A 25,965-nucleotide genomic window follows, 5' to 3' on the forward strand; every position below is an offset into this window, starting at 1 on the left:
TAATTCTTTATTACCAAGCGTATCCTAATGATACTCCCAATCTTGGTAAGAATCCTTCAAGACTAACAGAAGTTCCTCCTGAAGCAGAAGCCGAAATATACTGTGCACCGAAATTTAGATCCAACGCAAAACCAGAATCTCCTCCACCAAATACCCATTGGTATCCTGCTAAAGCTCCTCCTGAAAATGCCGAAAAACCAACATCTTCACCAGAACTTGACTCTGCAGAAGCGGCAGAATAATTTACAAAAGGAGCAGCGTACCATCCTCTTGGAGCATCTTTTTCCGAAGAAAAGTAAAATTTATACTTTGCTTCACCTCCAATTGCACTTGTTCCAATAACTTCACTACCAGTTGTTACATCGGCCCCTGCATATGATAATCCAATCTCAAAAGATCCTTTATCAGATACAACTCTTTCATAAGATAATTCAGCAATTCCAAAAGCTAAGCCAAGTGGGTTTGCTTTAATTACATTTTTTTGTGCATTCGCAGTAAATCCAACTGCAATCATAGCAATTACTAAAAATAGTTTTTTCATAATTTTTAATTTATAATTTTATGTTTGTAGGGCTAAAATAGAATTATTTTATAAACTGTGATTATTTTTTTATAAAAGTTTTTTTGTTTCATCGTTAAACCACCATCGACTAAAGTTCCTAAAGTTTCTTTCCGACTAAAATAGGCTATACACAATCATTTATATATTTATGTGTTTTTCACAAAAAAACATACAATTTTCATTATTTAAAATATGGCATTTAATAGCTTTTTACAAAAGAAAACAGTTTTATTACACTAACTAATAGTATTTACCCGTTGTGTATTTTAAACAATACTGATTTTAATATTGTTGATATTTCTATCAAAGATAAACTTGTTTATATATTGAACTCATTTTGACTTTTAGTAATATAAGAGCAAAAGCCAAATAATGCCAACTTAACCAAGAAGAATCTAAAGAATCAAATCGTATTAGAAGTGTTCTAAAACTATCCAACCAAGCAAAAGTACGCTCATTGAAAAATCTTTGGTCATAAATATATTGGTTGAAAAACCGTTTTCTTCCTCTTTTCTTTCCTTTTCTATTACGCTTGTTTTCAACAATGTTGGCGAACATGTTTCTTCTGTGAATGACTCTTCTAAACTTCTTGGAATCAAATCCTTTATCTACATATATTTTTCCAAATACTTTATCGTAAAATTTTTTGTTTTTAAGTGTATATCTGTCATCTATATTAACCTTAGTAATAAGGAAATCAATAATTTGTACTCTATCATTACAAGTTAGATGTAATTTAAAACCATAGAACCAGCCTAATGTTCCATAACTTTTTTCTGTAATTCCTTTAAATACTTTATGTTGCTTTTCTCTTTTATAATGGCTAACTTTTAGTGCTGTAGAATCAATAAAAGAAATACCTGAACACTTACCTAATCCATGAAGTTTTAAATAGACAGTTAACGGTTGGATACCTTTCTTTTGGAGTTCAACAAACCGGTTATAGGATACAAGATTGGGGAAAAAGTCATTCATATGTTTACAAACATAATAAAGGTAAAAGTGTTTTAAATTCCGATATGATTTTAAATGAAAAATAACCATAATGGTCATTACTTCACTTTTACTCATTTTGGATTTTCTTTTTCGTTTTTTTGTTTGAGAAGTGTCTGAAATACTGTTTTTTGTAAAACCAGTTTTAAATTCTTTCATAAAATCGTCAAGATTACAGAAAATTTCAATTATTTTAATGTCAGAAACAATAAGTAGGATAGTTTTAGTTTGTTGAAATTCAGTACTTTAATATGCTAAATATTCTGCTTTTTTAGTAGGTGAAAACGAAATTTCTTACGTCAAACTCACGTTAAATAGTATAACTGGTTAATATACACTAGCTTTTTTAAGTTTTTGATATACATTGGATTTATTACCCAGTTTTAAATAACGTGGTAGGGATAAATATCAACGAATTAGGTTATCTCTACAGAAGAGACAATAGGCAAAAATGCGAAATAATAAACCCTAAATCGTATCAAAGCTTAGTCAATTTTTTTATTTTTTTTGTGTAGGATATTAAATCAATTATTTGATTGATGAAATCATACGTGTTTACATAAGAAATATTAAAATTTCGATGATTGGTAACGGCTATTTCAAATAAAGATTTCCAGTGAGTTCTAACAGCCTTTAAAGCTTTAAAATAGGTGTAATTTTTTGAGTCATACATGTGCGTGGGCTCAGCAATTATTCCGTTTATTTCTAGCACTTTAAAATCGATGTCATTTTCTAGTTCTTCAAAACTATTATATTTTAAATCAACTCTTCCGTAATACCATCCTGGTATGGAGTTACTTAACTTGTCAAAGGTGTTTGTCAGCTTTTCACTAATTAAATGGTTGCCATTTATAAACTGTGTGCCCTTAGAATGGTTACCTACAGAAGTTAGCTTTACAACTTCGTTTTTACTTGGAATGTGTGTGAGTTTTTCTTGATGAATTTCGGTAAACAAATCGATGTACAATGCTGCTCTGTTATCAGCTAAAATTAATTCTTTAAGTGTAGCACTACCATCTCCTGTAACCGATAAAAAATGTTTTAATGTTAATGAGGAAATTTTGCCCGTTTTGCTATTAGGATTTCTATGATAAAAAACACCACATTCATTTTCATAATCTAAAAACTCTTGAATAATAATATTGATAGGGTATTTTTCAAGGTAATTTTTTAATTTTTTTTCTGAAGAAATTTTAGATACCAACAATCCTCTAAATCCAACATCGGGTTTGGCTATTAAAGGGAAATTGATTTTTTGTTGCTGTAGTTCTTTTAATACCTTGCCAAAGTCGGCGTTCGGTTGTACTAAAACTGATTTTGGACGGCATTTTTCAGGAACCAATAAAATGGTTTCATACTTACTCTCCGTACCATTTCCAGAACTTTTTATACAAGGATTAGCGGCACTAAAGAAGGTTAGGTGTTTGGCTCTTAGTGCTAAATAAAAAGCGTAGGGGAGGTTAGGAAGGTAAAACATGGCAGACGGCCAGTGCTCCCAATTTGTAAGTTTTTTTATGGATGTATTTTTATTCAAAGGTTGTTTTTAAAGAGGAAATCTAATAGTGTTTTAAATGTTTTAAAACCGAAATATACGGTAAAAAGTAGCAATATTATTCCTATAACAAGCAAACCATAAGCTATGTAAATTTTAGGAGCTTCTTTAAAAATTCGTATCGCTTTAAAAGCAAGACTTAAAATAATAGGTGAAGCGATGAGTAACCCTAATAAAATTACAAGTTTTTTTACACCAGTTTCAAAAGTAATCGGTTTATTCATTCATAAAGTTTTTAATAGCTTTTCGAACACTTCCGTATTTTTTTAGGAGTTCGTGAGCGGTTTTTTGGTCGATATTTAATTCAGAAGCTAACATTTTTTCTCCTCTATTTACTAACTTGTTGTTCGATAGTTGCATGTCGACCATTTTATTTCCTTTTACCTTGCCTAGCTGAATCATACTTGCTGTAGAGAGCATGTTTAAGACTAGTTTTTGAGCAGTACCTGCTTTCATTCGAGAACTTCCTGTTACAAACTCTGGTCCTACAACAACTTCAATAGGAAATTTGGCAGTTAATGCTAAAGGGCTTCCTTGATTACAAGTCATACAGCCTGTAATTATACCATTCTTATTACATTCTTCTAAAGCTGAAATTACATAGGGAGTGGTACCCGATGCTGCAATTCCAACTACAAGATCTTTTGAACTAATTTGGTGTTCTTGTAAATCTTTCCATCCTTGCTTTGTTGAATCTTCGGCAAACTCAACAGCTTTTCTTATAGCAGTATCACCCCCGGCAATTAAGCCTATAACCAATTCATGTGAGACACCAAATGTTGGGGGGCACTCGCTAGCATCTACAATGCCAAGTCGTCCGCTAGTACCAGCACCAATATAAAATAATCGACCATCTTGCTTTAATTTTAAAACAATTTGCTCTGTGAGTTTTTCTATTTGAGGAAGTGCTTTTTCTACAGCAAAAGCTACTGTTTGATCTTCTTTATTTATGTTAGATAACAACTCAGGAATACTCATTTTTTCTAAGTTATTATATATAGAGCTTTGCTCTGTCGTTTTTGTAAATTTCATAATTCAAAGTTACTAATTAAAAATTTTTGTAAGTAACTGTGACTTTTATAAATTTATCAGTGTCTGAAATGATGAAGAAAATTTCTTACATCATAATTATAAAACAATAATCTGGGGGGATATTGTGATTATAATAGATGTTTGAATTTTATAAAAAAAGCAGGTGAGAAATCACCTGCTTTTGATTTTTTATAAAAATAACGGTTTAGATACTCTGTAAAATTGAATTAAGAGTTTTGCTAGGTTGCATAACTGCATTCGCTAGATCATCATTTGGCTCATAATATCCTCCAATAGTTACCGCTTTACCTTGAACAGAATTTAACTCTTCTACAATAGTAGTTTCGCTTGCAGTCAGTTTCTCTGCAATAGGAGCAAACAGCGTTTTTAGGTCAGCATCTTTGTCTTGAGAGGCCAAGGCTTGTGCCCAATACATGGCTAAATAAAAGTGCGAACCTCTGTTGTCTAGTTCTCCAGTTTTTCTTGACGGTCCTTTTTTGTTCTCTAACAGCTTATCTGTTGCATCATCTAAGGTTTCTGCCAATACTTTCGCTTTACTATTGTTTGTTGTTTCACCTAGATGCTCTAAAGAAACAGCCAAGGCTAAGAATTCACCTAAAGAATCCCAACGTAAGTGGTTTTCTTCAACTAATTGCTGAACGTGTTTAGGGGCAGAACCACCTGCACCTGTTTCAAATAAACCACCGCCATTCATTAATGGTACGATAGATAGCATTTTAGCAGAAGTTCCTAATTCTAAAATAGGAAATAGGTCTGTTAAATAATCACGCAATACGTTTCCTGTTACAGAAATGGTATCTTTTCCTTCTTTAACTCTTTGTAAAGTGTATTTAGTAGCTTCTACAGGAGACAAAATTTTAATTTCTAAACCTGTAGTATCATGATTTGGTAAATATTTTTCTACTTTTTTGATGATTTCAGCATCGTGGGCTCTTTCTTTTCCTAACCAAAAAACAGCAGGAACTCCAGTTGCCTTTGCACGGCTAACTGCCAATTTAATCCAGTCTTGAATAGGAGCGTCTTTGGTTTGGCACATTCTCCAAATATCACCAGCTTCAACAGTATGCTCTAATAAAGTAGTTCCGTTGGCATCAATCACCTCAACTTTTCCATCAGAAGCGATTTCAAAAGTTTTGTCGTGAGAACCATATTCCTCAGCTTTTTTCGCCATTAAACCGACGTTTGGAACAGTTCCCATGGTAGTAGGGTCGAACGCACCATTCTTTTTACAGAAATCGATTGTTTCTTGGTATAAACCAGCATACGAACTATCAGGAATCACAGCTTTCGTATCTTGCTGCTTTCCTTCTTTATTCCACATTTGTCCAGAAGTACGAATCATGGCTGGCATAGAAGCATCAATAATCACATCAGAAGGAACATGTAGGTTGGTAATTCCTTTATCAGAATTTACCATGGCTACATCAGGGTTTTTGATATAAATAGCTTCAATATCTGCTAAAATCTCTGCCTTTTTATCCGCTGATAATTCTTCTAGATTACTTACCAAGTTCCCAAATCCGTTGTTTACATCTACCCCAATTTCTTTAAAAGTATCACCGTGCTTTGCAAACAAATCTTTAAAGAAAACTCGAACGGCATGACCAAATATAATAGGGTCTGAAACTTTCATCATGGTTGCCTTCATGTGTAAGGAGAATAATACCCCTTTATCATTCGCATCTTGTACTTGCTCTTCTAAGAAAGTTAACAATGCTTTTTTGCTCATTACAGAAGCATCAATTACTTCTTCAGCCAATAAAGATACTTTTTCTTTTAAAACAGTTTTGTTACCGTTACTATCTGTATGTACAATTTGTACGTCAGTAGCATTCGGTACGGTAACCGATTTTTCGCTGTGAGCAAAATCACCCGCTGTCATTGTGGAAACATGAGTCTTTGAGTCAGCACTCCAAGCTCCCATTGAATGTGGATTCTTTTTTGCGTAGTTTTTTACGGCTTTGGGTGCTCTACGGTCAGAATTACCTTCACGTAAAACAGGATTTACAGCAGATCCTTTTACCTTATTATAGCGTGCTAAAATTGCTTTCTCTTCATCAGTGGTAGCTTCTTCTGGATAATCAGGTAACGCATATCCTAAAGCTTGTAGCTCTTTTATTGCCGCTTTTAATTGAGGAACAGAAGCTGAAATATTGGGAAGTTTAATAATATTAGCTTCTGGCTTTTTTGCTAAATCTCCCAAAAAAGCTAAAGCATCTTCAACTTGTTGTTCTTTAGGTAAAAAATCTGAAAAATTAGCAAGAATACGACCTGCAAGAGAAATATCTTTAGTTTCTACTTCTATGTTAGATGATTTGGTAAAAGCTTTTACGATTGGTAAAAACGAACGCGTAGCTAATGCCGGAGCTTCATCCGTTTTTGTGTACATAATTTTAGCAGTCTTAGTCATATGTATAAGTAATATTTTAAATTATATTTTGAAGTGATGCAAATTTAAGGATTACGGTTGAGTTTTTTGATGCAAAACTGTTATTAATTAGGGTAGCTTATTGAGAATGTGATAATTTAAGAAAGCAAAATAGAGAATTTGTTATTTAACCTGTATTCTACATCAGCAAGTCTATTACAAAATATAAACGCTGCAAAACCAATTACTTTGTTGTACTTTTAAATTTAACATAGCAGTGCTATGTTAAAATTTAGAAAGCTCTTGGTTTTATTGCGTTTATACTTCTTATTACGAAGTTTTGATACATAATTCGGGTTTAAAACAAAAGCCATATCAAACAATTTCTTGTAATTGATATGGCTTTTTTTGAAATAATAATAGTATTGACTAGTAACTAGTACATTGTCAAATAAAAAACGTTGTTTACGCCCTTTTATAAGAAAAAAGCTACATTACTATTTCAAAAAGAAACTTTACTTTATAAATCAGTTGTGTATAAAATAAAACTTCTGTGTTTTTAAACAAATTCATTTAATTAACCGATAATCAGTAATGTAATATGTATAAACTAATAACTAGTAAATTATAAATAACAATTTATAATCAATCAAAAATTAAAATTACTACGTTTAAGATTACGTTTAATCATACCGAGCGTTTAAAAACAAAACATATAAAGAACGTTACTTTAATGGTTTACTTTTTGGGTGATTGATATAGTTAACTATAATTCTGACGTCACTTATTTTGTAAACTCTTGTTTCAAATATAAAAAAATAGTTTGGTTTTTTTAGTAACTTCAAGTGTTTTGTTATCAACAAGTTAAGTGAAGTGCTTTATGAACAAATTGTGAATAAAAAAAACACCATGAAAATCATGATGTTTTTAATTTTTTTTGTGAAGAATTTTTTAGTGTCTTCTTTCTTTAATTCTTGCTTTCTTACCAGTAAGACCTCTAAAGTAGTAAATACGAGCTCTACGTACTTTACCTCTTTTGTTGATTTCAATCTTTTGGATAGATGGTAGGTTGATAGGGAAAATACGCTCAACACCTACAGTACCAGACATTTTTCTGATTGTAAATGTTTCAGAAGCACCACTTCCTCTTTTTTGGATAACTACACCTCTAAAGAACTGAGTACGTACTTTATCTCCTTCTCTAATTTCGTAGTATACTGTAATAGTATCTCCAGCTGCGAATTCTGGTAATTCATTTTTTGTTACAAATTCGTCTTGAACAAATTTTACTAAATCCATTTTTCTTGTTATTTATGGTTGTATAAAAGCAACATTCACGATTCTCGTCAGAGGTTGATTTTGTGGCTGCAAATTTAAAACTTTTCTTTTGATAAAAAAAATAAATAAATTACTGATTATTAATTAATCTAATAAATCTGGACGTATCTCTTTTGTTCTTTTATAAGCTTGTTCTGAACGCCATTCTTCAATTTTAGGAAAGTTACCCGATAACAGTACTTCGGGTACTTTCATTCCCTCATATTCTGAAGGCCTTGTGTATACGGGTGGTGATAATAAATTATCTTGGAAACTATCTGTTAAAGCAGAGGTTTCATCACCCAAAACCCCAGGAATTAATCGAACAACAGCATCGCATAAAACGGCAGCAGCCAGTTCGCCTCCAGTTAACACATAATCACCAATAGAAATTTCTTTAGTAATAAATTTATCACGTACACGCTGGTCTACCCCTTTGTAATGACCTGTTAAAATAATAATATTCTCTTTTAAGGAAAGGGTATTTGCAGTGGCTTGATTCAGCGTTTTGGCATCTGGAGTCATGTATATGATTTCATCATAAGTTCTTTCTGATTGTAGCTTCTCAATACATTTCGCTATAGGTTCAATCATTAAAACCATTCCAGCACCTCCACCAAATTGGTAATCGTCTATTTGACGATAGTTACCAAAACCATATTCTCGTAAGTTATGAAAATGAACTTCAGCAAGTCCTTTATCAATAGCCCTTTTCATCATCGAGTTTTCAAATGGGCTCTTTATTAAGTCGGGTTCTACCGTAATAATATCTATTCGCATGCGGCAAAGATATTGTATTATACTTATTCAACATTAAAAGTTACTGGTAAAGTATAACTTACTTTTGCTGGCTTGTCACCAAACATTGCAGGAGTAGCTTTTGTTAGTTTTTTTATAACTCTTATAGATTCTTCTTTTAGTTTTGGGTGTGGAGCTCTACAACTTACATTAGTAACTTTCCCATCTTTATCAATTGTAAACTTAACATATATTATTTTTTTTCCTGGCATAAGTCCTAGTTTGGCTGCTAAATTGCTATTAAAATGTTTAACAAAGAATTGTGAAATCGTTCTGTTATAACAATTTTTTCCCATAGTAGCATTTAAGGAATTCTCACAATTAGGAAAAACGGGAATTCTACTATATCCCATTATGCTATTCGTAACTACTTTATTAACACCATTTTCATGTTTTATTACAGTTGTAAAGTATCTATTTATAGGGTGTGTATTTTTAAAAGTCGATTTAGAAAGATCATACCTTTTGAAAATATTAATAATCTTTCTTTCTAATAGGTCAGATCTAGAATTGGTTGAGACTTTAAAAGGTTTACCGGTAACGTCTAATTCGAAATAAAGTTTTAGTCTGTCATGTACCCTATTTAGGTTCGCCTTTTCTAAATCTTCTGGCGATAGATTTTTTTTGAAATAGTTTGCTAATTCATTTGTTGAATTTGTTTTAAATATACTATCAAAATTGTAATCTAATTCTAAGTCAGATATTGGTTTTTCCCCTTTTTCAAATACTTGTTTTATATGGTAGTAGTAATTAGTAGGTTTATTGTTTATCATTTTTGGTAGAAAAACAGTATCATACTTTTCTGTAATTTTAGCAATGTTTTTTTTGAAAACTTCAGGTGCTTCTATTTCAGTTAACTTTAGTTTGCCGTGTTTATCAATTAATACCTTAAAATCTAAAGTAACCCCTTCTTCGTTTGTAAGTATGCTATCAGCTAAATCATAATTGATTGAATTATAAAAATGATTTTTGATGTTTTTATTTACACAATACTTAATATCATCGTAAAAATCTAAATCTTCACAAGATTTATAGTTTGGAGAAGAAATTTCTAATGGAATAGTGCTGCAATTTATAATGTTACTTATTCCATTGGGCGTAATAATTTGAAGGGAATATTTTTTTCTTGTATCAAACTTCGTTGTGAAATTGTTTAGATTGTATTCTTTGAAAAGTTTTTTTAATGATTTTATTAATTCTCTATTACGAGAAGAATTAATATCAATTCGATAAGGGATATTCTCTTTATTAATCTGAAAAGACAAAATAATTTTTTTACTTTTTTCTGGATATGTAATGTCTTTTAATAAGTCTTTATGAAGGTTTTCTTTTAGGTAATTTGAAAGTTTATTGTTGATATTTGGATTGGTAAACTCATCATAAAATTGATCTTTAGCGGTTTGAGAAAAACAGAAAGAAGATAGAAATAATAGTAAAAATAATTTTTTCATTGCAATAAATATAGTTTGGGCAAATGTATAAAAAACATCTAATTTACTTTAGAATAAAATTGAAACAGTGTTGGTTTATTGACGAAATAATATACATAAACCTCTAACTAGTTGTTTTGTATTAATGCTTAAAAACATTGTTTTAATCGCTGAGTAATAGTCAAATATTTGATTTATAGATGTTTGATTCGGAATTCTTAAATAACTTTTTTGAATTTCCTACATGCTTGTATCAGAGAGGTTTATTTAGAATTCGGGAAATAATTTTTTGAATTTCTTAGGAAGCTCTTTTGTAATAATTATTTTTTCTTTAGTAAATGGATGTGTAAAGGATAGGGAAGAAGCATGCAGAAACAATCCTTTTCCTTTCAGAATTTTATCTTCTAGAAAGTATTCTTTATCACCCAAAATAGGATTACCAATAGCAAATAAATGTTTACGTAATTGATGTTTTCTTCCAGTTTTAGGATATAATTTTACTAAGTTCAAGAAATCAAAACGAGGAGATTTAATGGTTTGTATAACTTCAAACGAAGTAAAGGCATTTTTATCATCAATTGAAAAATCAATTTCTCCGTTTTTCTCCATTTTGCCAATACAAATAGCATAGTATGTTTTTTGAATCTCTTTTTTTTCGAAGAGTTGGTTTAAAGCAATAATACTTTCAGTGGTTTTTCCAATGAGTAACAACCCACTAGTCGGGTAATCTAATCGATGTACGGGTCGTGGACGAGTGGCATCGGTCAATGCGCTTTTTTGTAAGTTCTGTATAAGAGCGTTGTCAATTGTTGCAAAAGAATTTCCGCTAACCAAGATTCCTGCAGGTTTGTAAATAACAGCTAAATAAATATCTTCAAAAAGAATTTCAAGCGGAAAATTGAATTGTTTTCCCTCGTTTTTTTGTTCTGATTCATATAAGTGAATAGTATCTCCTTCATTAATATATAAAGCTGTAGTAGCTGTTTTACCATTGACTTTTACAAATCCTTTTTTAATAGCTTTTTTGATACCAGATTTCGTAGGAATCGTTTTAAAAATACCCACTGCATATTCTTGTAACCGAATAGGAATTAGTATTTTTTTTACGTTGTGAGTTTCAATTTTTTTCAAAAAAAGCACTTGTTTGGTTCAAAATTAAGTAAATATTTCTCAATAGCAGAATTTATGAAACCGTTGTAAAAGCTTAGTTATTTTGAGGTGTTTTTTAAGTGTTTGTTTTAAGGGTGCTTTGTTTATTTGATGTTATACGATTTATGGTTTATTATTTCGCATTTAAACCATGTCGATAGTGAGAAGTATGAGTGATGAGGCATCTCGATAATAGGAGTTACTTGTTTACATGAGATTACTCCCTCCGGTCGGAATTAACGTTTTTAAATGAGGTTTAGAAGTACAAATATTAAAATGAACGTTATGATATCCTGAATTCAAGTTAAATAAGAATTGATTTGTTTATCATAAAGACTGCATTTCTACCAGTTTTTTATACGTTCCGCTCTTAGAGATGAGTTCTTCGTGAGTTCCTTGCTCAACGATTTTTCCTTTTTGCATGACTACAATCAAATCTGCTTTTTGAATGGTTGATAAACGATGTGCAATAACAATCGAAGTTCTATTTTGCATCATTTTTTCTAAAGCGTCTTGTACTAGTTTTTCAGATTCAGTATCTAAAGCAGAAGTAGCTTCGTCTAAAATCATGATTGGCGGATTTTTAAGTACGGCACGTGCAATACTTAAACGCTGTTTTTGTCCGCCCGAAAGTTTGTTCCCACTATCACCAATATTAGTATCATAACCATCAGGCAAATCTTTTATAAACTCGTGAGCATTGGCAATTTTAGCAGCTGCTATAATTTCTTCATCACTTTTATCCTCAACCCCTAAAGTAATATTGTTCTTTACGGTGTCGTTAAATAAAATAGAATCTTGCGTAACTAATCCTTCTAATTGTCGTAACGAGTGTTTTGTGATGCTTTTAATATCAATGCCATCAATTAAAATACTACCTTTATTTACATCGTAAAAACGAGTTAACAAATTAGCTATGGTAGATTTTCCACTTCCAGATTGACCAACTAAGGCAACCATTTTTCCTTTAGGGATGGTTAATGAAAAATCTTGTAACACATAGTTGTCTTGGTATTTAAAGGAAATATTATCGATTTCAATTGTAGAATCAAAAGTTTCCTTGTCAATAGCATTAGGAGCATCTTTTAAAGGATTTTCGGTCTCTAAAATTTCTAAAACACGTTCTGCGGCTGCATTTCCTTTTTTAACGCTATAACTTGCTTTCGAAATTTGTTTCGCAGGAGTTAAAATGTTGTATGCTAGTCCCATATATGGAATAAATGCTTCACCAGTAAGAACTTGTTCTATAAGTACTAATTTACCTCCATACCAAAGCAATACAGCAATAACGCCGATACCTAAAAACTCACTTATAGGACTTGATAAATTAGTTCGGTTAATCAACGTATTTGAAAAATGATAAAATCTATTGGTAGAAGCTTCGAACTTTTGTTGAAACTCTTTTTCAGCAGTAAATCCTTTAATTACTTTTAATCCTCCTAAAGTTTCTTCTAATAAAGACAAGAAATACCCTTGTTCTCTTTGAACGCTATCAGATTTTCTTTTTAAACTTTTTCCTATTAAAGAAATTATGTATCCAGATATAGGGATAAAAATAAAAACAAAAATAGTCAGTTTAAAACTGATAGCAATCATTGCTATTATGGTAAAAACAATGGTTAAAGGTTCTCTAACAATCATTTCTAATATGGATAAAAATGAATGCTGAATTTCCAATACATCCGTCCCGATTCTTGCCATGGTATCACCTTTTCTTTTTTCAGAAAAATAAGAAATAGGCAATTCTAAGGTTTTCTTATATAAATCATTTCGGATATCTTTTAAAACGCCATTTCTCAAAAATGTAATAAAATACATGGCTAAGTAATTAAAGATGTTTTTAAAGAAGAAAGTGATAATAACCAAGCCTACAACAACCATCAAAGCTTTTGATTTATCGTCGCCCGCAATATCATTTATATAATATGACATATATTCCTTAAAATAATCTATGACTTTAGTAATTCCTTCAAAGGTCGGTTTTTCAGTTACCTTAGATGTTTCTGTTTTAAAAATAACCTCCAACATTGGCATCAACACCAAAAAAGAAAGGGTAGAAAAAAAGCATATAAGATGTTAAATAAGATATTTAAGTATCCATATTTTTTATACGGAATAGCATATTTAATAATCTTCTTAAAATAATCCATTACAGGTTTAATTCTTTAATAATTCGTTGGATTTTAGTATCTAACGTCTTTTCTACTTCTTTCGCATTTGAACTATCATCTAATGTACTGTTAACACTAAAGTAGAATTTAATTTTTGGCTCAGTACCGCTTGGTCGAGCAGCAACTTTAGTTCCGTCTTGAGTTTGATAAATCAATACGTTCGATTTGGGAATGTTGATGGTGGTTTCTTCTCCTGTGATTAAATTTTTTCTTATCGAAGATTGATAATCGTACAAGAATTCCACTTTTGAACCGTCGATTTCACTTAGTGGATTGTTACGTAAATCCACCATCATTTGTTTGATTTGTTGCGCACCATCCATTCCTTTTTTTACCAAAGAAATTAAGTGTTCTTTGTAAAAGTGATGTCGCGTATATAAATTTAATAATTCTTTATAAAAAGAACTGTTGTTGGCTTTGGCATCAGCAGCAATTTCACAGGCAAGTAGGGCAGAAGTAACGGCATCTTTATCACGTACAAAATCACCAACCATATACCCAAAACTTTCTTCACCACCACCAATAAAATCAAGTTCTGGATGGTCTTTAATCATTTTTGCAATCCATTTGAAACCTGTTAAACCAATCTTGGTTTCAACACCGTAAGAACTGGCAATTTCATTGACTAAGTTGGTAGAAACAATAGTAGACCCAACAAACTGCTTTCCGTTGAGTCTTCCTTGTTTTTTCCAATCGTTGATTAAGAAATCGGTCATGATACTCATGGTTTGATTTCCGTTTAGTAAAGTCATGTTTCCTTCTAAATCTCGAACAGCAATACCTATTCTATCCGAATCAGGGTCAGTTCCTAATACAATATCAGCATCAATTTTATTAGCTAAATCAACTGCCATTTGTAACGCTGCTGGTTCTTCTGGGTTTGGTGATTTTACCGTTGGGAAATCTCCATCTGGGGTAGCTTGCTCTTCAACAATATGAACTTGTGTATAGCCAGCTCGTTTTAATACTTCTGGAATTAATTTAATAGAAGTTCCGTGTAACGAAGTAAATACAATTTTTAAATTTTCACGTCCTTGAATATCAAAAGTACCATTAGCTAACGATGCTTTCCAAAAAGCTTCGTCAACATCGGTTCCTATTAAAGTAATTAATTCTTGTTTAGCATTGAAGTTAATTTCATGGAAGGCAAGTGAATTCACTTCATTGATTATTTCTGTGTCTTGTGGAGGAACAATTTGTCCACCGTCGTTCCAGTATACCTTGTATCCGTTGTACTCTGGTGGATTATGCGAAGCCGTTAAAACGATTCCAGCATCACAGCCTAGATAATTTACAGCAAAAGATAATTCGGGAGTAGGGCGCATGTCTTCAAACAGCATTACCTGAATATTGTTTGCTGATAATACGTTGGCTACTACTTTTGCCAACCATTCACTATCGTGGCGGCAGTCATAACCAATCGCTACTTTTAAGGTTTTGTTCGGAAAAGTTTTATGTAAGTAATTACTTAGTCCTTGTGTTGCTTTACCTAACGTATACTTATTAATTCTATTTGTTCCTGAACCAACAATTCCACGCATTCCCCCAGTACCAAACTCTAAATTTTTATAAAATCGATCGTTTATTAGTTCCTCTGAGTTAGAATCAATTAATTGTTGAATTTCTTGTTGTGTTTCTGCATCAAAAGTGTCAGAAAGCCATTGTTTAGCGTTATTTAAAATCTCTCTCATGTATCAAAATAAAAACCGTGCAAAGATACGGGTTTAAAAATTCAGTTTTTCTTTAATTATATAATGTTTTTGATGCGGATTGCTTTTAATGATTAATTCTCCTAAAAAGCCTGCTAAAAACAATAAAGTTCCTAAAATCATAGAGGTTAAAGCGATGTAAAACCAAGGATTATTGGTAACAAGTATGGTTTTGATTCCTGCTGATAAATGGTAAATTTTCATGACACCTATATAAAAAGCAGCAAAGAAACCAAAGATGAACATCAATGTTCCCCATAAGCCAAAAAAGTGCATGGGGCGTTTTCCAAACTTTGATAAAAATGATATAGTAATCAAATCTAAAAAGCCATTGATAAAGCGATCCATCCCAAACTTGGTAACACCGTATTTGCGAGCTTGGTGTTGTACTACTCTTTCGCCAATTTTATCGAAGCCTTCATTTTTTGCCAATACAGGAATATAGCGGTGCATTTCTCCGCTTACTTTCACTGCTTTAACGACTTCGTTTTTATAAGCTTTCAATCCGCAGTTAAAATCGTGTAATTTTAATCCTGATGTTTTACGTGCTGCCCAGTTGAATAATTTTGATGGAATATTTTTGGTCATGACGTTGTCATAGCGCTTCTTTTTCCAGCCAGAAATTAAGTCAAAATTGTCATTGACAATTCGTTTGTATAGTTCAGGAATTTCATCAGGACTGTCTTGTAAGTCAGCATCCATGGTAATGACTACACGTCCTTGAGCTAGTTTAAAACCAGCATCTAGGGCTTGCGATTTTCCGTAGTTTTTTTGAAATCGAATTCCTTTTACGGCATTATTTTTTGCTGATAATTCTTCAATAACACTCCAAGAACTGTCGGTACTACCATCATCTATAAAAATAAGTTCATATAAAAACTGATTGGATTGCATAACTTTTGCAATCCAATCGTGTAATTCATATAAAGATTCTTCTTCATTAAGAAGCGGTATTACCACCGATATATCCATAGGTTTTGTTCAAAATTTGAAAAGGTAAAGTTACAAAGTATTACGGTTACATGAAACTTTTTACCATTTTAAACGCTATTTAATAGCTATCTTCTTCTGTTTTTTTCATAATTGCGCCACCAATGGCAGAGATAATAAAACCAAAAAATGCTGAAACAACGATAGCCAACGGAACTGTTATCACAGGGCTGCTAAATTTCTTTGCCATTTCTTCAGAAGCTTCAATTTGTTCGTCAGTCATACCAGCATCTATCCATGCTTGTTGTTGTATTTCCATCATTTGTGCTTGAAAGTCTGGTTCAATTACATTTGTGAAGAGTAACGTGTAAATAGTTGATATTACAGCGCTTATCACAGCAATACCAACTCCAACTTTTAACGCTTGTCCGAACGTTAAAAAGCCATTATTATCTGCTTTAAATTTTTTAATACCTAAGATGATTAGTGCTATCATAGCTACGAAACCAATGATACCATTTAACCAGCCAAATTCTATTAAAGTACCTGTTGCATAAAAGGCTAAGTGGATAAAAACACCGATAATACCTAAGTATAATCCGTAATTTAAAATAATGTTTTTGCTGTTTGCTTGATTTTCCATTGTGTGAATTTAGTTAGTGATACAAATATATTCTTTTTAGTTTTTGTGCTTACTTTTTACTATTAAAGTTAAAAAATGTGAGTAACAAATTATTAGTATTCAAAAACTTAGAAATGTTACAGATTTTTTATGGAAATTTTATTGTTTTTTACGAAAAAATGGTCGTAAATTTGCATCGGCAAGTCCTACACAACCAGCTCCCTTTGAATCCCCCAGGGCGGGAACGCAGCAAGGGTATTAGGTCGTAGCGGTGTGATGTAGGTAGCTTGCCTTTTTTTGTACCCAATAGTTTCGTTTACTTTTCATCTTTATTTAAGTTTAAATCACTCCTTGGGTGATGTAATTCAACCACTTCTTTAAGAAAACTAGTATCTAAATGCACATAAATTTCTGTGGTAGTAATACTTTCATGTCCTAATAATTGCTGAATTACCCGTAAGTCTGCACCATGCTTTAATAAATAGGTGGCAAAAGAGTGTCGAAGGGTATGCGGGCCTATACTTTTTTTTAGGTTGATTTTTACAGCGAGTTGTTTTAATATAATGAAAATCATCTGACGTGTTAATCGTTTTCCTCTTCTGTTTAAAAAAACCGTATCCTCATCTTCTTTTTTAGGAATGATTTTAGATCGAATTTCATTTATATAAAAGTTGAGCCTTTGTATGGTGGTAACATGAATAGGTACAAAGCGGTATTTATTTCCTTTTCCTAGAATACGAATATACCCTTCTTCGAAAAATAAGTCAGATAGTTGTAAGTTAATCGCTTCGCTTACTCGGAGTCCGCAACTGTAAATAGTTTCAATAATAGTTTTATTGCGTTCTCCTTGTGGGTGGCTTAAGTCAATCGCAGCAATTAAAGCATCTACTTCTTCTTTTTCTAGGGTTTCTGGGAGCTTTCTGGTAATATTAGGGCTTTCGATTAAATCTGTAGGATTGTCTTTTCGATAATCTTCAAAAACTAAGAAGTCAAAAAAACTGCGCAAGCCAGAAATTAAACGAGCTTGGGTACGAGCATTGATGTTTTTACTAGCATCATAAATAAACTGTTGAATGGTTTCTTGGGTAATGTTCATAGGAGAGGGGGAAGCGCTTAAATTCTCTACAAACAAGACCAGCTTGTTAACGTCTCTTTTATAGCTCTCAATCGAGTTTTTAGACAACCCTCTTTCAATCTTTAAAAAATTAACATAATCGTATATAATTTGTTTCCAGTTCATTATAAGAATAAAGAAATTATATCAAGAAAATAATAATACTCAAGTTAAAAAATACCATTATCTTCGTTTGACAAACTTAAAAATTATAAATTTAAAGATTATGAAAAAAAATTAGTAATTGCTATGTTGGCTCTAGGATTAGCCGCTAGTGCACAAGAGAGCTCAAAAGGAGGTTTTGAAAAACAAGATTGGTATGTAACAGGTACAGCAGGATACAATTCTATAGAAGCGGAAGATACTGATATTAGTAATTATACTTTTTCTCCCTCAGCAGGATATTTTATTACAGACCATATTTCATTGGAACTAGGTTTGATTGTGGGAGGAAGTACTTCAGAGTCATTTGGTGGTGAGATTTCGTCTACTCAATTTGGAGGAAGTTTAGTTGGGAATTATTACTTTACACCAAAAAATGACTTTTCATTTGTTATAGGAGCAGGATTGTCATATGCTTCAGGAGCAATAGAATTTGATGGTATAGACGCTGGGGATATGAATACTTTTGCCTTAGCAGTTGCACCAGGGATAAACTATTTTGTTTCTGAAAGATTAGCTTTAAGAGCTTCTGTTGGAGCTTTGTCTTATGTGAATATGGATTCAGATGGAAGTCCTTCAACAAGTTCTTTTGGTTTAAACTTGGATTTGTCGAATATTAACTTCGGTATAACGTATAAGCTTTAAGCGTAATTGTTAATATGTAGTAAAGATTTTTAAACTCTTTATAAAAACAGAAGAGGCTCCTTTTTAAAAGGAGCCTCTTTTATTATTTACTACTGAATTTTATCTATTAATTGTTTGTTTTCTATCAGGTCCAACAGAAACAATTTTAACAGGTACTCCTGTTTCTTTTTCGATGAATGCGATATAATCTAATAAGTTTTGAGGAAGTTCATCGGCAGTGGTCATTTTAGTTAAATCATCACTCCAGCCTTTGAATTCCGTGTAATTTACCGATACATTTTCTGGTTCGATGTTATAGGGTAAGTGATCGATTTCTTCTCCTTTATAATTGTAAGAAGTGCAAATTTTTAAGGTGTCAAAACCTGATAAAACATCTCCTTTCATCATCATCAATTGGGTAACGCCATTTACGTCTACGGCATATTTTAGGGCAACTAAATCTAACCATCCACAACGACGAGGACGCCCCGTAGTAGCACCGAATTCGTGACCTACTTTAGCCATCGTTGCTCCGTCTTCATCAAACAATTCGGTAGGAAAAGGTCCAGAGCCTACACGGGTAGTGTATGCTTTAAAAATACCAAATACTTCTCCAATTTTATTAGGAGCAATTCCTAATCCTGTACAAGCACCAGCAGCAGTCGTATTAGAAGAAGTAACGAAAGGATAGGTTCCAAAATCGATATCTAATAACGATCCTTGTGCACCTTCTGCTAAAATCGTTTTTCCTTCTTTTATGGCTTTGTTTAAAAACTCTTCAGAATCAATAAATTGTAATGTTTTTAATTTCTCTATTCCTTCGAAAAACTCAGCTTCTAATTCGTTTAAATTATAATCAATTTGAACATCAAAGTATGCTAGCATGCTTAAATGCTTTTCGGTTAAGGCTCTGTATTTTTCTTTCCAATTATCTAGCTCTAAATCACCTACACGCATTCCGTTTCTACCGGTTTTGTCCATATATGTTGGTCCGATTCCTTTTAAAGTAGATCCTATTTTCGCTTTTCCTTTAGAGGTTTCAGAGGCTGCGTCTAACAACCGATGTGTTGGTAAAATTAAGTGTGCTTTACGAGAAATTAATAATTTAGAGGTATAATCGATATTATGCGTATCTAAATTTTCCAATTCCTTTTTAAAGATAACAGGGTCAATAACTACTCCGTTACCTACTACGTTTAAAGCTGTTTTATGAAAAATTCCTGAGGGAATAGTGTGTAATACATGCTTGTTTCCATCGAAAATTAGGGTATGACCGGCATTTGGTCCTCCTTGAAAGCGTGCAATGATATCGTAGTTTTTTGTTAAAACGTCTACAATCTTACCTTTTCCCTCGTCTCCCCATTGTAGTCCGAGTAATAAATCTACTGCCATTTAGTGTGTTGTTAATTGTTGTATTTTATTTGTTGTTTCTTTTTGTTCCGTAGAAATAGAGTGAATGGTTGTGAATGTCAATATCAAAAACATCTTCTATTGTTTTTTTGATGATTTGAATTCTTGGGTCGCAAAACTCTTTTACTTCGCCACTATCGGTAAGAATCACATGATCGTGGTTTTTATCGAAGTAGCTCTTTTCGTAACGTGCCATAGACTGTCCGTCGAATTGGTGTTTACGCACCAAGCCACAATCTAACAATAAATCCATCGTATTGTAAAGCGTAGCTCTACTTACGCGATAGTTTTTATTTTTCATTTTAATGTACAACGATTCAATGTCGAAATGTTCATCAGCATCATAAATCTCTTGTAAAATAGCATAACGTTCTGGTGTTTTACGGTGTTTATTTTCTTCTAAAAAAGAAGTGAACACTTTTTTTACAATTTCTTGATTTTCGGCTGAGTTACTCATTTATTGTTACATTTTACAAAAGGACAAATTTACGTTTATTTCTTTACAAAAAACAAGGATATTCAAAACGAAATCTACATCGAATTCACACGTTCTACTTTTTGAACACCTTCTACTTTTTTCATATTGTTAATTAATTCATTAAGTTGATTTTTGTTTTTAACGCTCAATGCTAGCTTTCCTTCAAATACACCATTGTCTCCAGAAATATTAATGCTGTGTATAAACACATCCATACTATTAGAAATGATCTTTGTAATGTTGTTTACAATACCTTTATTGTCAATTCCTGAAAGACGTAGAATGGCTGTAAATTCTTGCTTTGTAGAATCAATCCATTTTGCAGGCATAATTCTATAAGCATAGTTCGATTGTAAAGAAATCGCGTTTGGACAATTGTTCTTGTGTACCTTAATACCTTCATTAATAGTAACGAAACCAAAAACTTTATCTCCAGGAATAGGAGAGCAGCATTTTGCCAGTGTATAATCTAGTTTCTGTTCATCTTTTCCAAAAACTAAAGCATCATACTTTTCGGTAACTTCTTCTTTTTCAGATATTTCTTTTGAGGAATTTCGTCTGAATGTGTTTTTAATAAAGCCCATAAAGCGATTGCTTCTTTGAGCCACAAAATCTTTAAGTTGTGTATTGTCTATTGCACCATTACCAATTCTATAGAACAAGTCGAAGCTGGTTTTAAGACCAAAATAACTTGCTAATTCATGAATTACCTTTTCGCTGGAATTAATTTTTAAATGACGTAATTTTCGTTGTAAAATAGCTTTTCCTTCTTCGGCTATTTTCTTTTCTTCGGCTTTTAAGGCAGATTTAATTTTGGCACGCGCTCTTGCAGTAATTACAAAATCTAACCAACGTACATTGGGCTTGTTGTTAGAAGCTGTGAGTACCTCTACTTGGTCGCCACTTTTTAATTCATGGCTTAGCGGAACGAGTTTTCCATTTACTTTCGCACCTCTACATTTTAAACCAACGTCGGTATGCACAGAAAAGGCAAAATCTAATGCCGAAGCTCCTTTGGGTAGTGATTTTAAATCTCCTTTTGGGGTGAATACATAAATTTCTTTCGCATACAGGTTGAGTTTAAAATCTTCAACAAAATCAACAGCATCTATACTTTGATTTTCTAAACTCTCTTTTAAACGATTTAGCCATCCCTCCAGTCCGTTTTCTTTTACTGCGCCCTGTTTATACTTGAAATGGGCAGCATATCCTTTTTCTGCAATCTCATCCATTCTTTGAGAACGAATTTGAACTTCTACCCATTTGGCTTGCGGTCCCATTACTGTTATGTGTAAGGCTTCGTATCCAGTTGATTTTGGGTGAGAAATCCAATCTCTCAATCTTGCTGGGTTTGGTTTAAAAAAGTCGGTAACGATAGAATAGATTTTCCAAGCATCAAATTTTTCATCTTCGGAAGTGGGTTGATATATGATACGAATCGCAAACTTATCGTATACTTCCTCGAAAGTTACATTTTGCTTACGCATTTTTCTTCGGATGGAGAAAATAGATTTAAAACGCCCTTTTATTTCGTAGGCAAAGCCTTCTTTATCTAATGCTTCTTTTAGTACACTTGTAAAGCTATCAATATATTTTTGTTGATCCTCTTTGCTTTCTTTTATTTTGTTTGCAATGTCTCTGTAAACATCGGGTTCTGTATATTTTAACCCTAAATCTTCTAGTTCGGTTTTTATATTATAAAGTCCTAAACGGTGTGCAAGTGGAGCATAGATATATAAGGTTTCAGAAGCTATTTTTACCTGCTTATAATCTGGCATAGCATCCATAGTTTGCATATTGTGCAATCTGTCGGCTATTTTAATAAGTATTACTCTAACATCATCGTGCAGCGTAAGCAGCATTTTCCTGAAATTCTCTGCTTGTATAGAGTAGTCTTGCTCTTGTTTTAGGTTCGATATTTTGGTTAATCCGCTTACAATACGAGCAATATTTTCTCCAAACAACCGCTCCATATCATCTAAGGTATAGTGCGTGTCTTCAACAACGTCATGTAATAAAGCAGCAGCAATAGATGTGGCTCCTAAACCAATTTCGTCTGCAACTATTTTAGCTACAGCAATGGGATGGAAGATATAAGGCTCTCCTGATTTTCTTCGTTGCTTTGAATGTGCTTCTACTGCAATTTCAAACGCTTTACGGATTAATTTTTTATCATTTATAGATAATGTTTGATAGGTACCTTTTAACAAGTTTTTATACCTATTGGCAATTTCTTTATTCTCTTCTTCTATCGTTGCATTATAATTCATACAATAAAACTCTTTTGCTTAAAACGGGGTTTAAAATAAAAGTACTGTAAAGAATTATATTGAGCAAGTTTTGATTCAAAATGTTTGTGAATAATTTTAACTAATCTTTGCTTGAATATTCAGGATTTTTGCGATAAGTAGCATGCATATATTATTTAGCAACGTAAAAAATCAGAGGAGACAAAATTTACCGCGAGTCACCTTAAAATATCATGCTTCATACTATTTGAGCATCTAGTATTACATTGATCGGAGTTTTTTTATTCTTCAGGCAACCTTTTTACAAATCTAGTAGTCTATATATTTGTAAGGCTATAAAAAAAACTAACTATTGATTTGAAAATTATTTCATTACATAACAAAGAAAGTTCGCTCATTAAACAAGCAAAAAAGCAAAGTAGAGATGCCCAGCAACAACTATTTGATAGATACGCTCCAAAAATGTTGGGAGTTTGTAGGCAGTATGTTAAAGACTTACATCACGCAGAAGATTTAATGTTACAAGGTTTTTTTAAAGTTTTTACCAATATTGAAAAGTTTAAAGAGAAAGGGAGTTTTGAAGGGTGGATTCGTAAAATAATGGTAAATACGTGTATTAGTTATTTGCGGAAAAAGAATCCAGTTCACGTATCGGATGAAGAATTTGTTTTTAATGAGGTAGCAACTAAAAGCCTTGAAAATACATCGGTAGAAGATATACAAAAGTTAATAGATGAATTACCTGAGGGGTATAAGTTGGTTTTTAACTTATACGCTATTGAAGGCTATAAACACTCAGAGATTGCAGAAAGATTGCAAATTTCTGAAAGTACCTCAAAGTCACAATTATTTAAAGCCCGTAAATGCTTACAAGCTAATTACGAGAAAATTAATCAAATAAGAAATGTCAAGCAATAATATTGATAAGCATATAGCAGAAAAGCTACAAAATAGAGAACTCAAGCCATCTAACTCAGCATGGGAAAGGTTAGAGGATCGTTTAGATAATGAAGAAGCTATAAAGAAAAGAAACTGGTTTTTATATATAGGTTATGCTGCAGGTTTGGCTTTACTTATAAGTTTTGGAGTTTTTTACTTTAAAGACTCTGATTCACAAAAAAACATTGAAAAGGTAATCGTTAATATTCCGATTGATACATTAAATATCAATAATAAAGGTATAGAAGAACTTATTAAAGAAACCGATGAAGTTGTGGTAAAACTAGAAGAAAACAAACAAGAGGAACGATTTCAAGACAAAAAGAAACCGATTGTTGAAACAAAGAAACCAGTATTAAAAGAAGAAGTAGCTTATGAAAATATTCAGAATGAAAAACTGCCAAAAGAAGAAGTGGTAGTCGCAGAATTGAATAAATCAGTAATAAAAAAGAAAAACTCAAACTCAAGAATAAAAGTAAATAGCGATGATTTGTTATTTTCAGTAACACATACTCCTGAAGAAATTGAAGAATATTACGCAAAGCACAGGTTGAAACGAGAAGATGTGCTAAAAACTATTGAAGACGAGCTAAAAAAGTCAAACTTAAAAATAGATCCTAATACTATTTTAGCAGAAGTTGAAAGAACGATTGATGATGAAGAGTTTAAAGGAGACTTTATGCAAAAATTAAAATCGAAAATATCTGACATTGCTATTGCAATTGTTGATAGAAATAAATAAAAGCGCCTATTTAATTATCGATAATTAACCATTCCAATTTATTATCAGTTTAATTTAAAATTATAAAAATGAAAAGAATACTATTATTAGTGTTGTTTGTAACAACTATTGCCCAATCTCAAGAAAAAGTATTTGAAAAAGAAGTAAAGAAAATTTCAATACGTATTGATAGCATTACCAAGCAGCAAAAAGACTCTTTAAAAATAAAAGTAAAAGAGATTAATGAGAAATTAGAAAAGAGTAAAATATCGTTTGATGAAGCAACAGTATTAAAAAAAGAAGCAGCGGCATACCATGCAGCTCAAATAGAGAAAGAAGTAAGTATACAAGAACTAGAATTACAGCAACTGGTACAAGAAAAAGTTGAGGGTAAAATAATAGGCAGTGAAGACAGCGTAAGCGAAAATGTTTTTAGTATCGGAGGGGCTAAGTTTAAGTTAGACTTATCTAAGAATAAACAAGATGACGTAGAAAAGGAAAGAAAAAGAAGAAGAAAGAGAACCACTACGCAGTTCGTTTTTGCTTTAGGTACAAATAATACGTTGCTAAATAATACACTAAGTTCTTTAGAAAATTCAGATTACAAATTTTGGGAATCGCACTTCTACGAAGTAGGTTTTACTTGGAAAACACGTTTATCAAAACAACCATCTAAAACATATTTTAAATACGGTTTCTCTTTTCTGTGGAATAATTTAAGAGCCAAAAACAATCAATATCACGTTGTAAATGGAAATGAAACAAGCTTGAGTATTCATCCAGAACAACTTTCTGAAAGTAGGTTACGTCATGTACAAATGACATTTCCGATGCATCTAGAATTTGATTTTTCTAAAAACAGGAAGTATTCTGATGGAGAAATTGTTGATAGAACACATCAAAGCTTTCAGGTTGGACTAGGTGGCTTCTTTGGTTTCAAACTAGGAACTCGCCAATATTTAGAATACAAAAACATACAAGGGGTTACGATTGAAGAAGTTCAGAAGAATAACTTTTATATGAATACATTTAATTACGGGTTAAGTGCTTATGTTGCTTACCAAGGTATTGGATTATATGCTAAATATGATTTAAACCCTTTGTTCAAAAATACTAACACTAGGAACATCTCATTAGGTCTTCGATTTGATATTAATTAAGAATAAGAAGGCATTTTAGTTGCTTGCCAGTTATTTAATTCAATAGAATTTGTTTATGCAGCAAAAAGCAGTATATTTGCAGGCTTAAAAATAAATTTTAAATAATTTAATTATGAATCATTACGAAACTGTTTTCATTTTGAATCCCGTTTTATCTGAAACTCAGATAAAGGAAACAGTAAAAAAGTTTGAGGACTATTTACTTTCTAAAGGTGCAGAAATGATTTCTAAAGAAGATTGGGGCTTGAAAAAATTAGCATACCCAATCGAAAAGAAAAAAAGTGGATTTTACCACTTATTTGAGTACAAAGTAGCAGGTGATGCCATTGCTCCGTTTGAATTAGAGTTTAGACGTGACGATAGCGTTATGCGTTATTTAACTGTAAAGTTAGATAAGCACGCTGCAGCTTGGGCTGAAAAGAGAAGAAACCGTGTTAAATCTGCAAAAAAGTAA

The 25,965-nt window shown here is 32.1% G+C and carries 22 protein-coding genes, 1 other RNA gene and 1 pseudogene; 6 read left to right on the forward strand and 18 right to left on the reverse strand.

All coding sequences use genetic code 11. The features are described 5' to 3' along the window. Positions 1 to 10 precede the first annotated feature (10 nt). The 14 genes and pseudogenes from P8625_RS01405 to P8625_RS01470 all read right to left on the reverse strand — a co-directional run bounded on the left by P8625_RS01405 (position 11) and on the right by P8625_RS01470 (position 16,675). Positions 11 to 541: a DUF3575 domain-containing protein gene (locus P8625_RS01405; RefSeq protein ID WP_279651721.1), complete on the reverse strand. Its 531-nt coding sequence runs from the start codon at positions 539 to 541 to the stop codon at positions 11 to 13. A gap of 324 nt (positions 542 to 865) precedes the next feature. Further along, entirely contained in the window at positions 866 to 1,765 is a 900-nt protein-coding gene (locus tag P8625_RS01410) for an IS982 family transposase (protein WP_456129264.1), read from the reverse strand. 268 nt (positions 1,766 to 2,033) lie between these two features. Then, positions 2,034 to 3,089: an ATP-grasp domain-containing protein gene (locus tag P8625_RS01415; RefSeq protein WP_279651723.1), complete on the reverse strand. Its 1,056-nt coding sequence runs from the start codon at positions 3,087 to 3,089 to the stop codon at positions 2,034 to 2,036. After that, positions 3,086 to 3,331 carry a DUF6095 family protein gene (locus P8625_RS01420; RefSeq protein ID WP_279651724.1) on the reverse strand — a complete coding sequence of 82 codons (246 nt, stop codon included), beginning with the start codon at positions 3,329 to 3,331 and terminating at the stop codon, positions 3,086 to 3,088. Before P8625_RS01420 ends, P8625_RS01415 begins: the two co-directional genes overlap by 4 nt. Continuing rightward, positions 3,324 to 4,139, reverse strand: coding sequence for an N-acetylmuramic acid 6-phosphate etherase (gene murQ, locus P8625_RS01425; RefSeq protein WP_279651725.1), 816 nt, complete (start codon positions 4,137 to 4,139; stop codon positions 3,324 to 3,326). The genes P8625_RS01420 and murQ overlap by 8 nt, the downstream gene beginning before the upstream one ends. 205 nt (positions 4,140 to 4,344) lie before the next feature. After that, a complete protein-coding gene (locus P8625_RS01430) occupies positions 4,345 to 6,570 on the reverse strand; it encodes an NADP-dependent isocitrate dehydrogenase (RefSeq protein WP_279651726.1) in 2,226 nt (741 codons plus the stop codon). Positions 6,571 to 7,479: 909 nt separating this feature from the next. Next, positions 7,480 to 7,827 (reverse strand): 50S ribosomal protein L19, encoded by a 348-nt coding sequence (gene rplS / locus P8625_RS01435; protein WP_279651727.1) that lies wholly within the window; start codon positions 7,825 to 7,827, stop codon positions 7,480 to 7,482. 123 nt (positions 7,828 to 7,950) lie between these two features. After that, positions 7,951 to 8,625, reverse strand: coding sequence for a tRNA (guanosine(37)-N1)-methyltransferase TrmD (gene trmD / locus P8625_RS01440; protein ID WP_279651728.1), 675 nt, complete (start codon positions 8,623 to 8,625; stop codon positions 7,951 to 7,953). A 23-nt stretch (positions 8,626 to 8,648) separates the two neighbouring features. Continuing rightward, positions 8,649 to 10,094, reverse strand: a complete 1,446-nt coding sequence (locus P8625_RS01445; protein ID WP_279651729.1) for an energy transducer TonB — start codon at positions 10,092 to 10,094, stop codon at positions 8,649 to 8,651. Positions 10,095 to 10,340: 246 nt separating this feature from the next. Next, positions 10,341 to 11,204: an RluA family pseudouridine synthase gene (locus P8625_RS01450; protein ID WP_279651730.1), complete on the reverse strand. Its 864-nt coding sequence runs from the start codon at positions 11,202 to 11,204 to the stop codon at positions 10,341 to 10,343. Positions 11,205 to 11,549: 345 nt separating this feature from the next. Then, positions 11,550 to 13,372: pseudogene (locus P8625_RS01455) on the reverse strand (ABC transporter ATP-binding protein). Next, positions 13,372 to 15,084 (reverse strand): phospho-sugar mutase, encoded by a 1,713-nt coding sequence (locus P8625_RS01460; RefSeq protein WP_279651731.1) that lies wholly within the window; start codon positions 15,082 to 15,084, stop codon positions 13,372 to 13,374. The pseudogene P8625_RS01455 and the gene P8625_RS01460 overlap by 1 nt, the downstream one beginning before the upstream one ends. A gap of 33 nt (positions 15,085 to 15,117) precedes the next feature. Continuing rightward, positions 15,118 to 16,074 (reverse strand): glycosyltransferase family 2 protein, encoded by a 957-nt coding sequence (locus tag P8625_RS01465; RefSeq protein ID WP_279651732.1) that lies wholly within the window; start codon positions 16,072 to 16,074, stop codon positions 15,118 to 15,120. A gap of 79 nt (positions 16,075 to 16,153) precedes the next feature. Further along, positions 16,154 to 16,675, reverse strand: coding sequence for a DUF4199 domain-containing protein (locus P8625_RS01470; protein WP_279651733.1), 522 nt, complete (start codon positions 16,673 to 16,675; stop codon positions 16,154 to 16,156). A 176-nt stretch (positions 16,676 to 16,851) separates the two neighbouring features. Here P8625_RS01470 and ffs point away from each other — a divergent pair. Beyond that, positions 16,852 to 16,950, forward strand: an RNA gene (ffs, locus tag P8625_RS01475) — signal recognition particle sRNA small type. 20 nt (positions 16,951 to 16,970) lie between these two features. On the opposite strand, the gene P8625_RS01480 is transcribed toward ffs, so the two are convergent. Further along, positions 16,971 to 17,894 (reverse strand): site-specific tyrosine recombinase, encoded by a 924-nt coding sequence (locus P8625_RS01480; RefSeq protein WP_279651734.1) that lies wholly within the window; start codon positions 17,892 to 17,894, stop codon positions 16,971 to 16,973. Between the two features lie 123 nt (positions 17,895 to 18,017). Here P8625_RS01480 and P8625_RS01485 point away from each other — a divergent pair, with 123 nt between their 5' ends. Further along, positions 18,018 to 18,575 carry an outer membrane beta-barrel protein gene (locus P8625_RS01485; protein WP_279651735.1) on the forward strand — a complete coding sequence of 186 codons (558 nt, stop codon included), beginning with the start codon at positions 18,018 to 18,020 and terminating at the stop codon, positions 18,573 to 18,575. Positions 18,576 to 18,674: 99 nt separating this feature from the next. On the opposite strand, the gene P8625_RS01490 is transcribed toward P8625_RS01485, so the two are convergent. The 3 genes from P8625_RS01490 to P8625_RS01500 form a co-directional block, all read right to left on the reverse strand. Further along, positions 18,675 to 19,946 carry an adenylosuccinate synthase gene (locus P8625_RS01490; protein WP_279651736.1) on the reverse strand — a complete coding sequence of 424 codons (1,272 nt, stop codon included), beginning with the start codon at positions 19,944 to 19,946 and terminating at the stop codon, positions 18,675 to 18,677. Positions 19,947 to 19,971: 25 nt separating this feature from the next. Next, positions 19,972 to 20,421: a Fur family transcriptional regulator gene (locus tag P8625_RS01495; RefSeq protein ID WP_099214482.1), complete on the reverse strand. Its 450-nt coding sequence runs from the start codon at positions 20,419 to 20,421 to the stop codon at positions 19,972 to 19,974. 74 nt (positions 20,422 to 20,495) lie between these two features. Continuing rightward, on the reverse strand, positions 20,496 to 22,712 hold the full coding sequence (locus P8625_RS01500; protein WP_279651737.1) for a RelA/SpoT family protein: 2,217 nt from the start codon (positions 22,710 to 22,712) through the stop codon (positions 20,496 to 20,498). Positions 22,713 to 23,048: 336 nt separating this feature from the next. Here P8625_RS01500 and P8625_RS01505 point away from each other — a divergent pair, with 336 nt between their 5' ends. The 4 genes from P8625_RS01505 (at position 23,049) to rpsF (ending at position 25,965) form a co-directional block, all read left to right on the forward strand. After that, on the forward strand, positions 23,049 to 23,609 hold the full coding sequence (locus tag P8625_RS01505) for an RNA polymerase sigma factor (protein WP_279651738.1): 561 nt from the start codon (positions 23,049 to 23,051) through the stop codon (positions 23,607 to 23,609). Next, entirely contained in the window at positions 23,596 to 24,372 is a 777-nt protein-coding gene (locus tag P8625_RS01510; protein WP_279651739.1) for a hypothetical protein, read from the forward strand. The genes P8625_RS01505 and P8625_RS01510 overlap by 14 nt, the downstream gene beginning before the upstream one ends. Positions 24,373 to 24,440: 68 nt before the next feature. Continuing rightward, on the forward strand, positions 24,441 to 25,511 hold the full coding sequence (locus P8625_RS01515; protein WP_279651740.1) for a hypothetical protein: 1,071 nt from the start codon (positions 24,441 to 24,443) through the stop codon (positions 25,509 to 25,511). 112 nt (positions 25,512 to 25,623) lie between these two features. Further along, entirely contained in the window at positions 25,624 to 25,965 is a 342-nt protein-coding gene (gene rpsF / locus P8625_RS01520; protein WP_279651741.1) for a 30S ribosomal protein S6, read from the forward strand.

The sequence above is a fragment of the Tenacibaculum tangerinum genome (assembly GCF_029853675.1).
Lineage (GTDB): Bacteria > Bacteroidota > Bacteroidia > Flavobacteriales > Flavobacteriaceae > Polaribacter > Polaribacter tangerinum_A.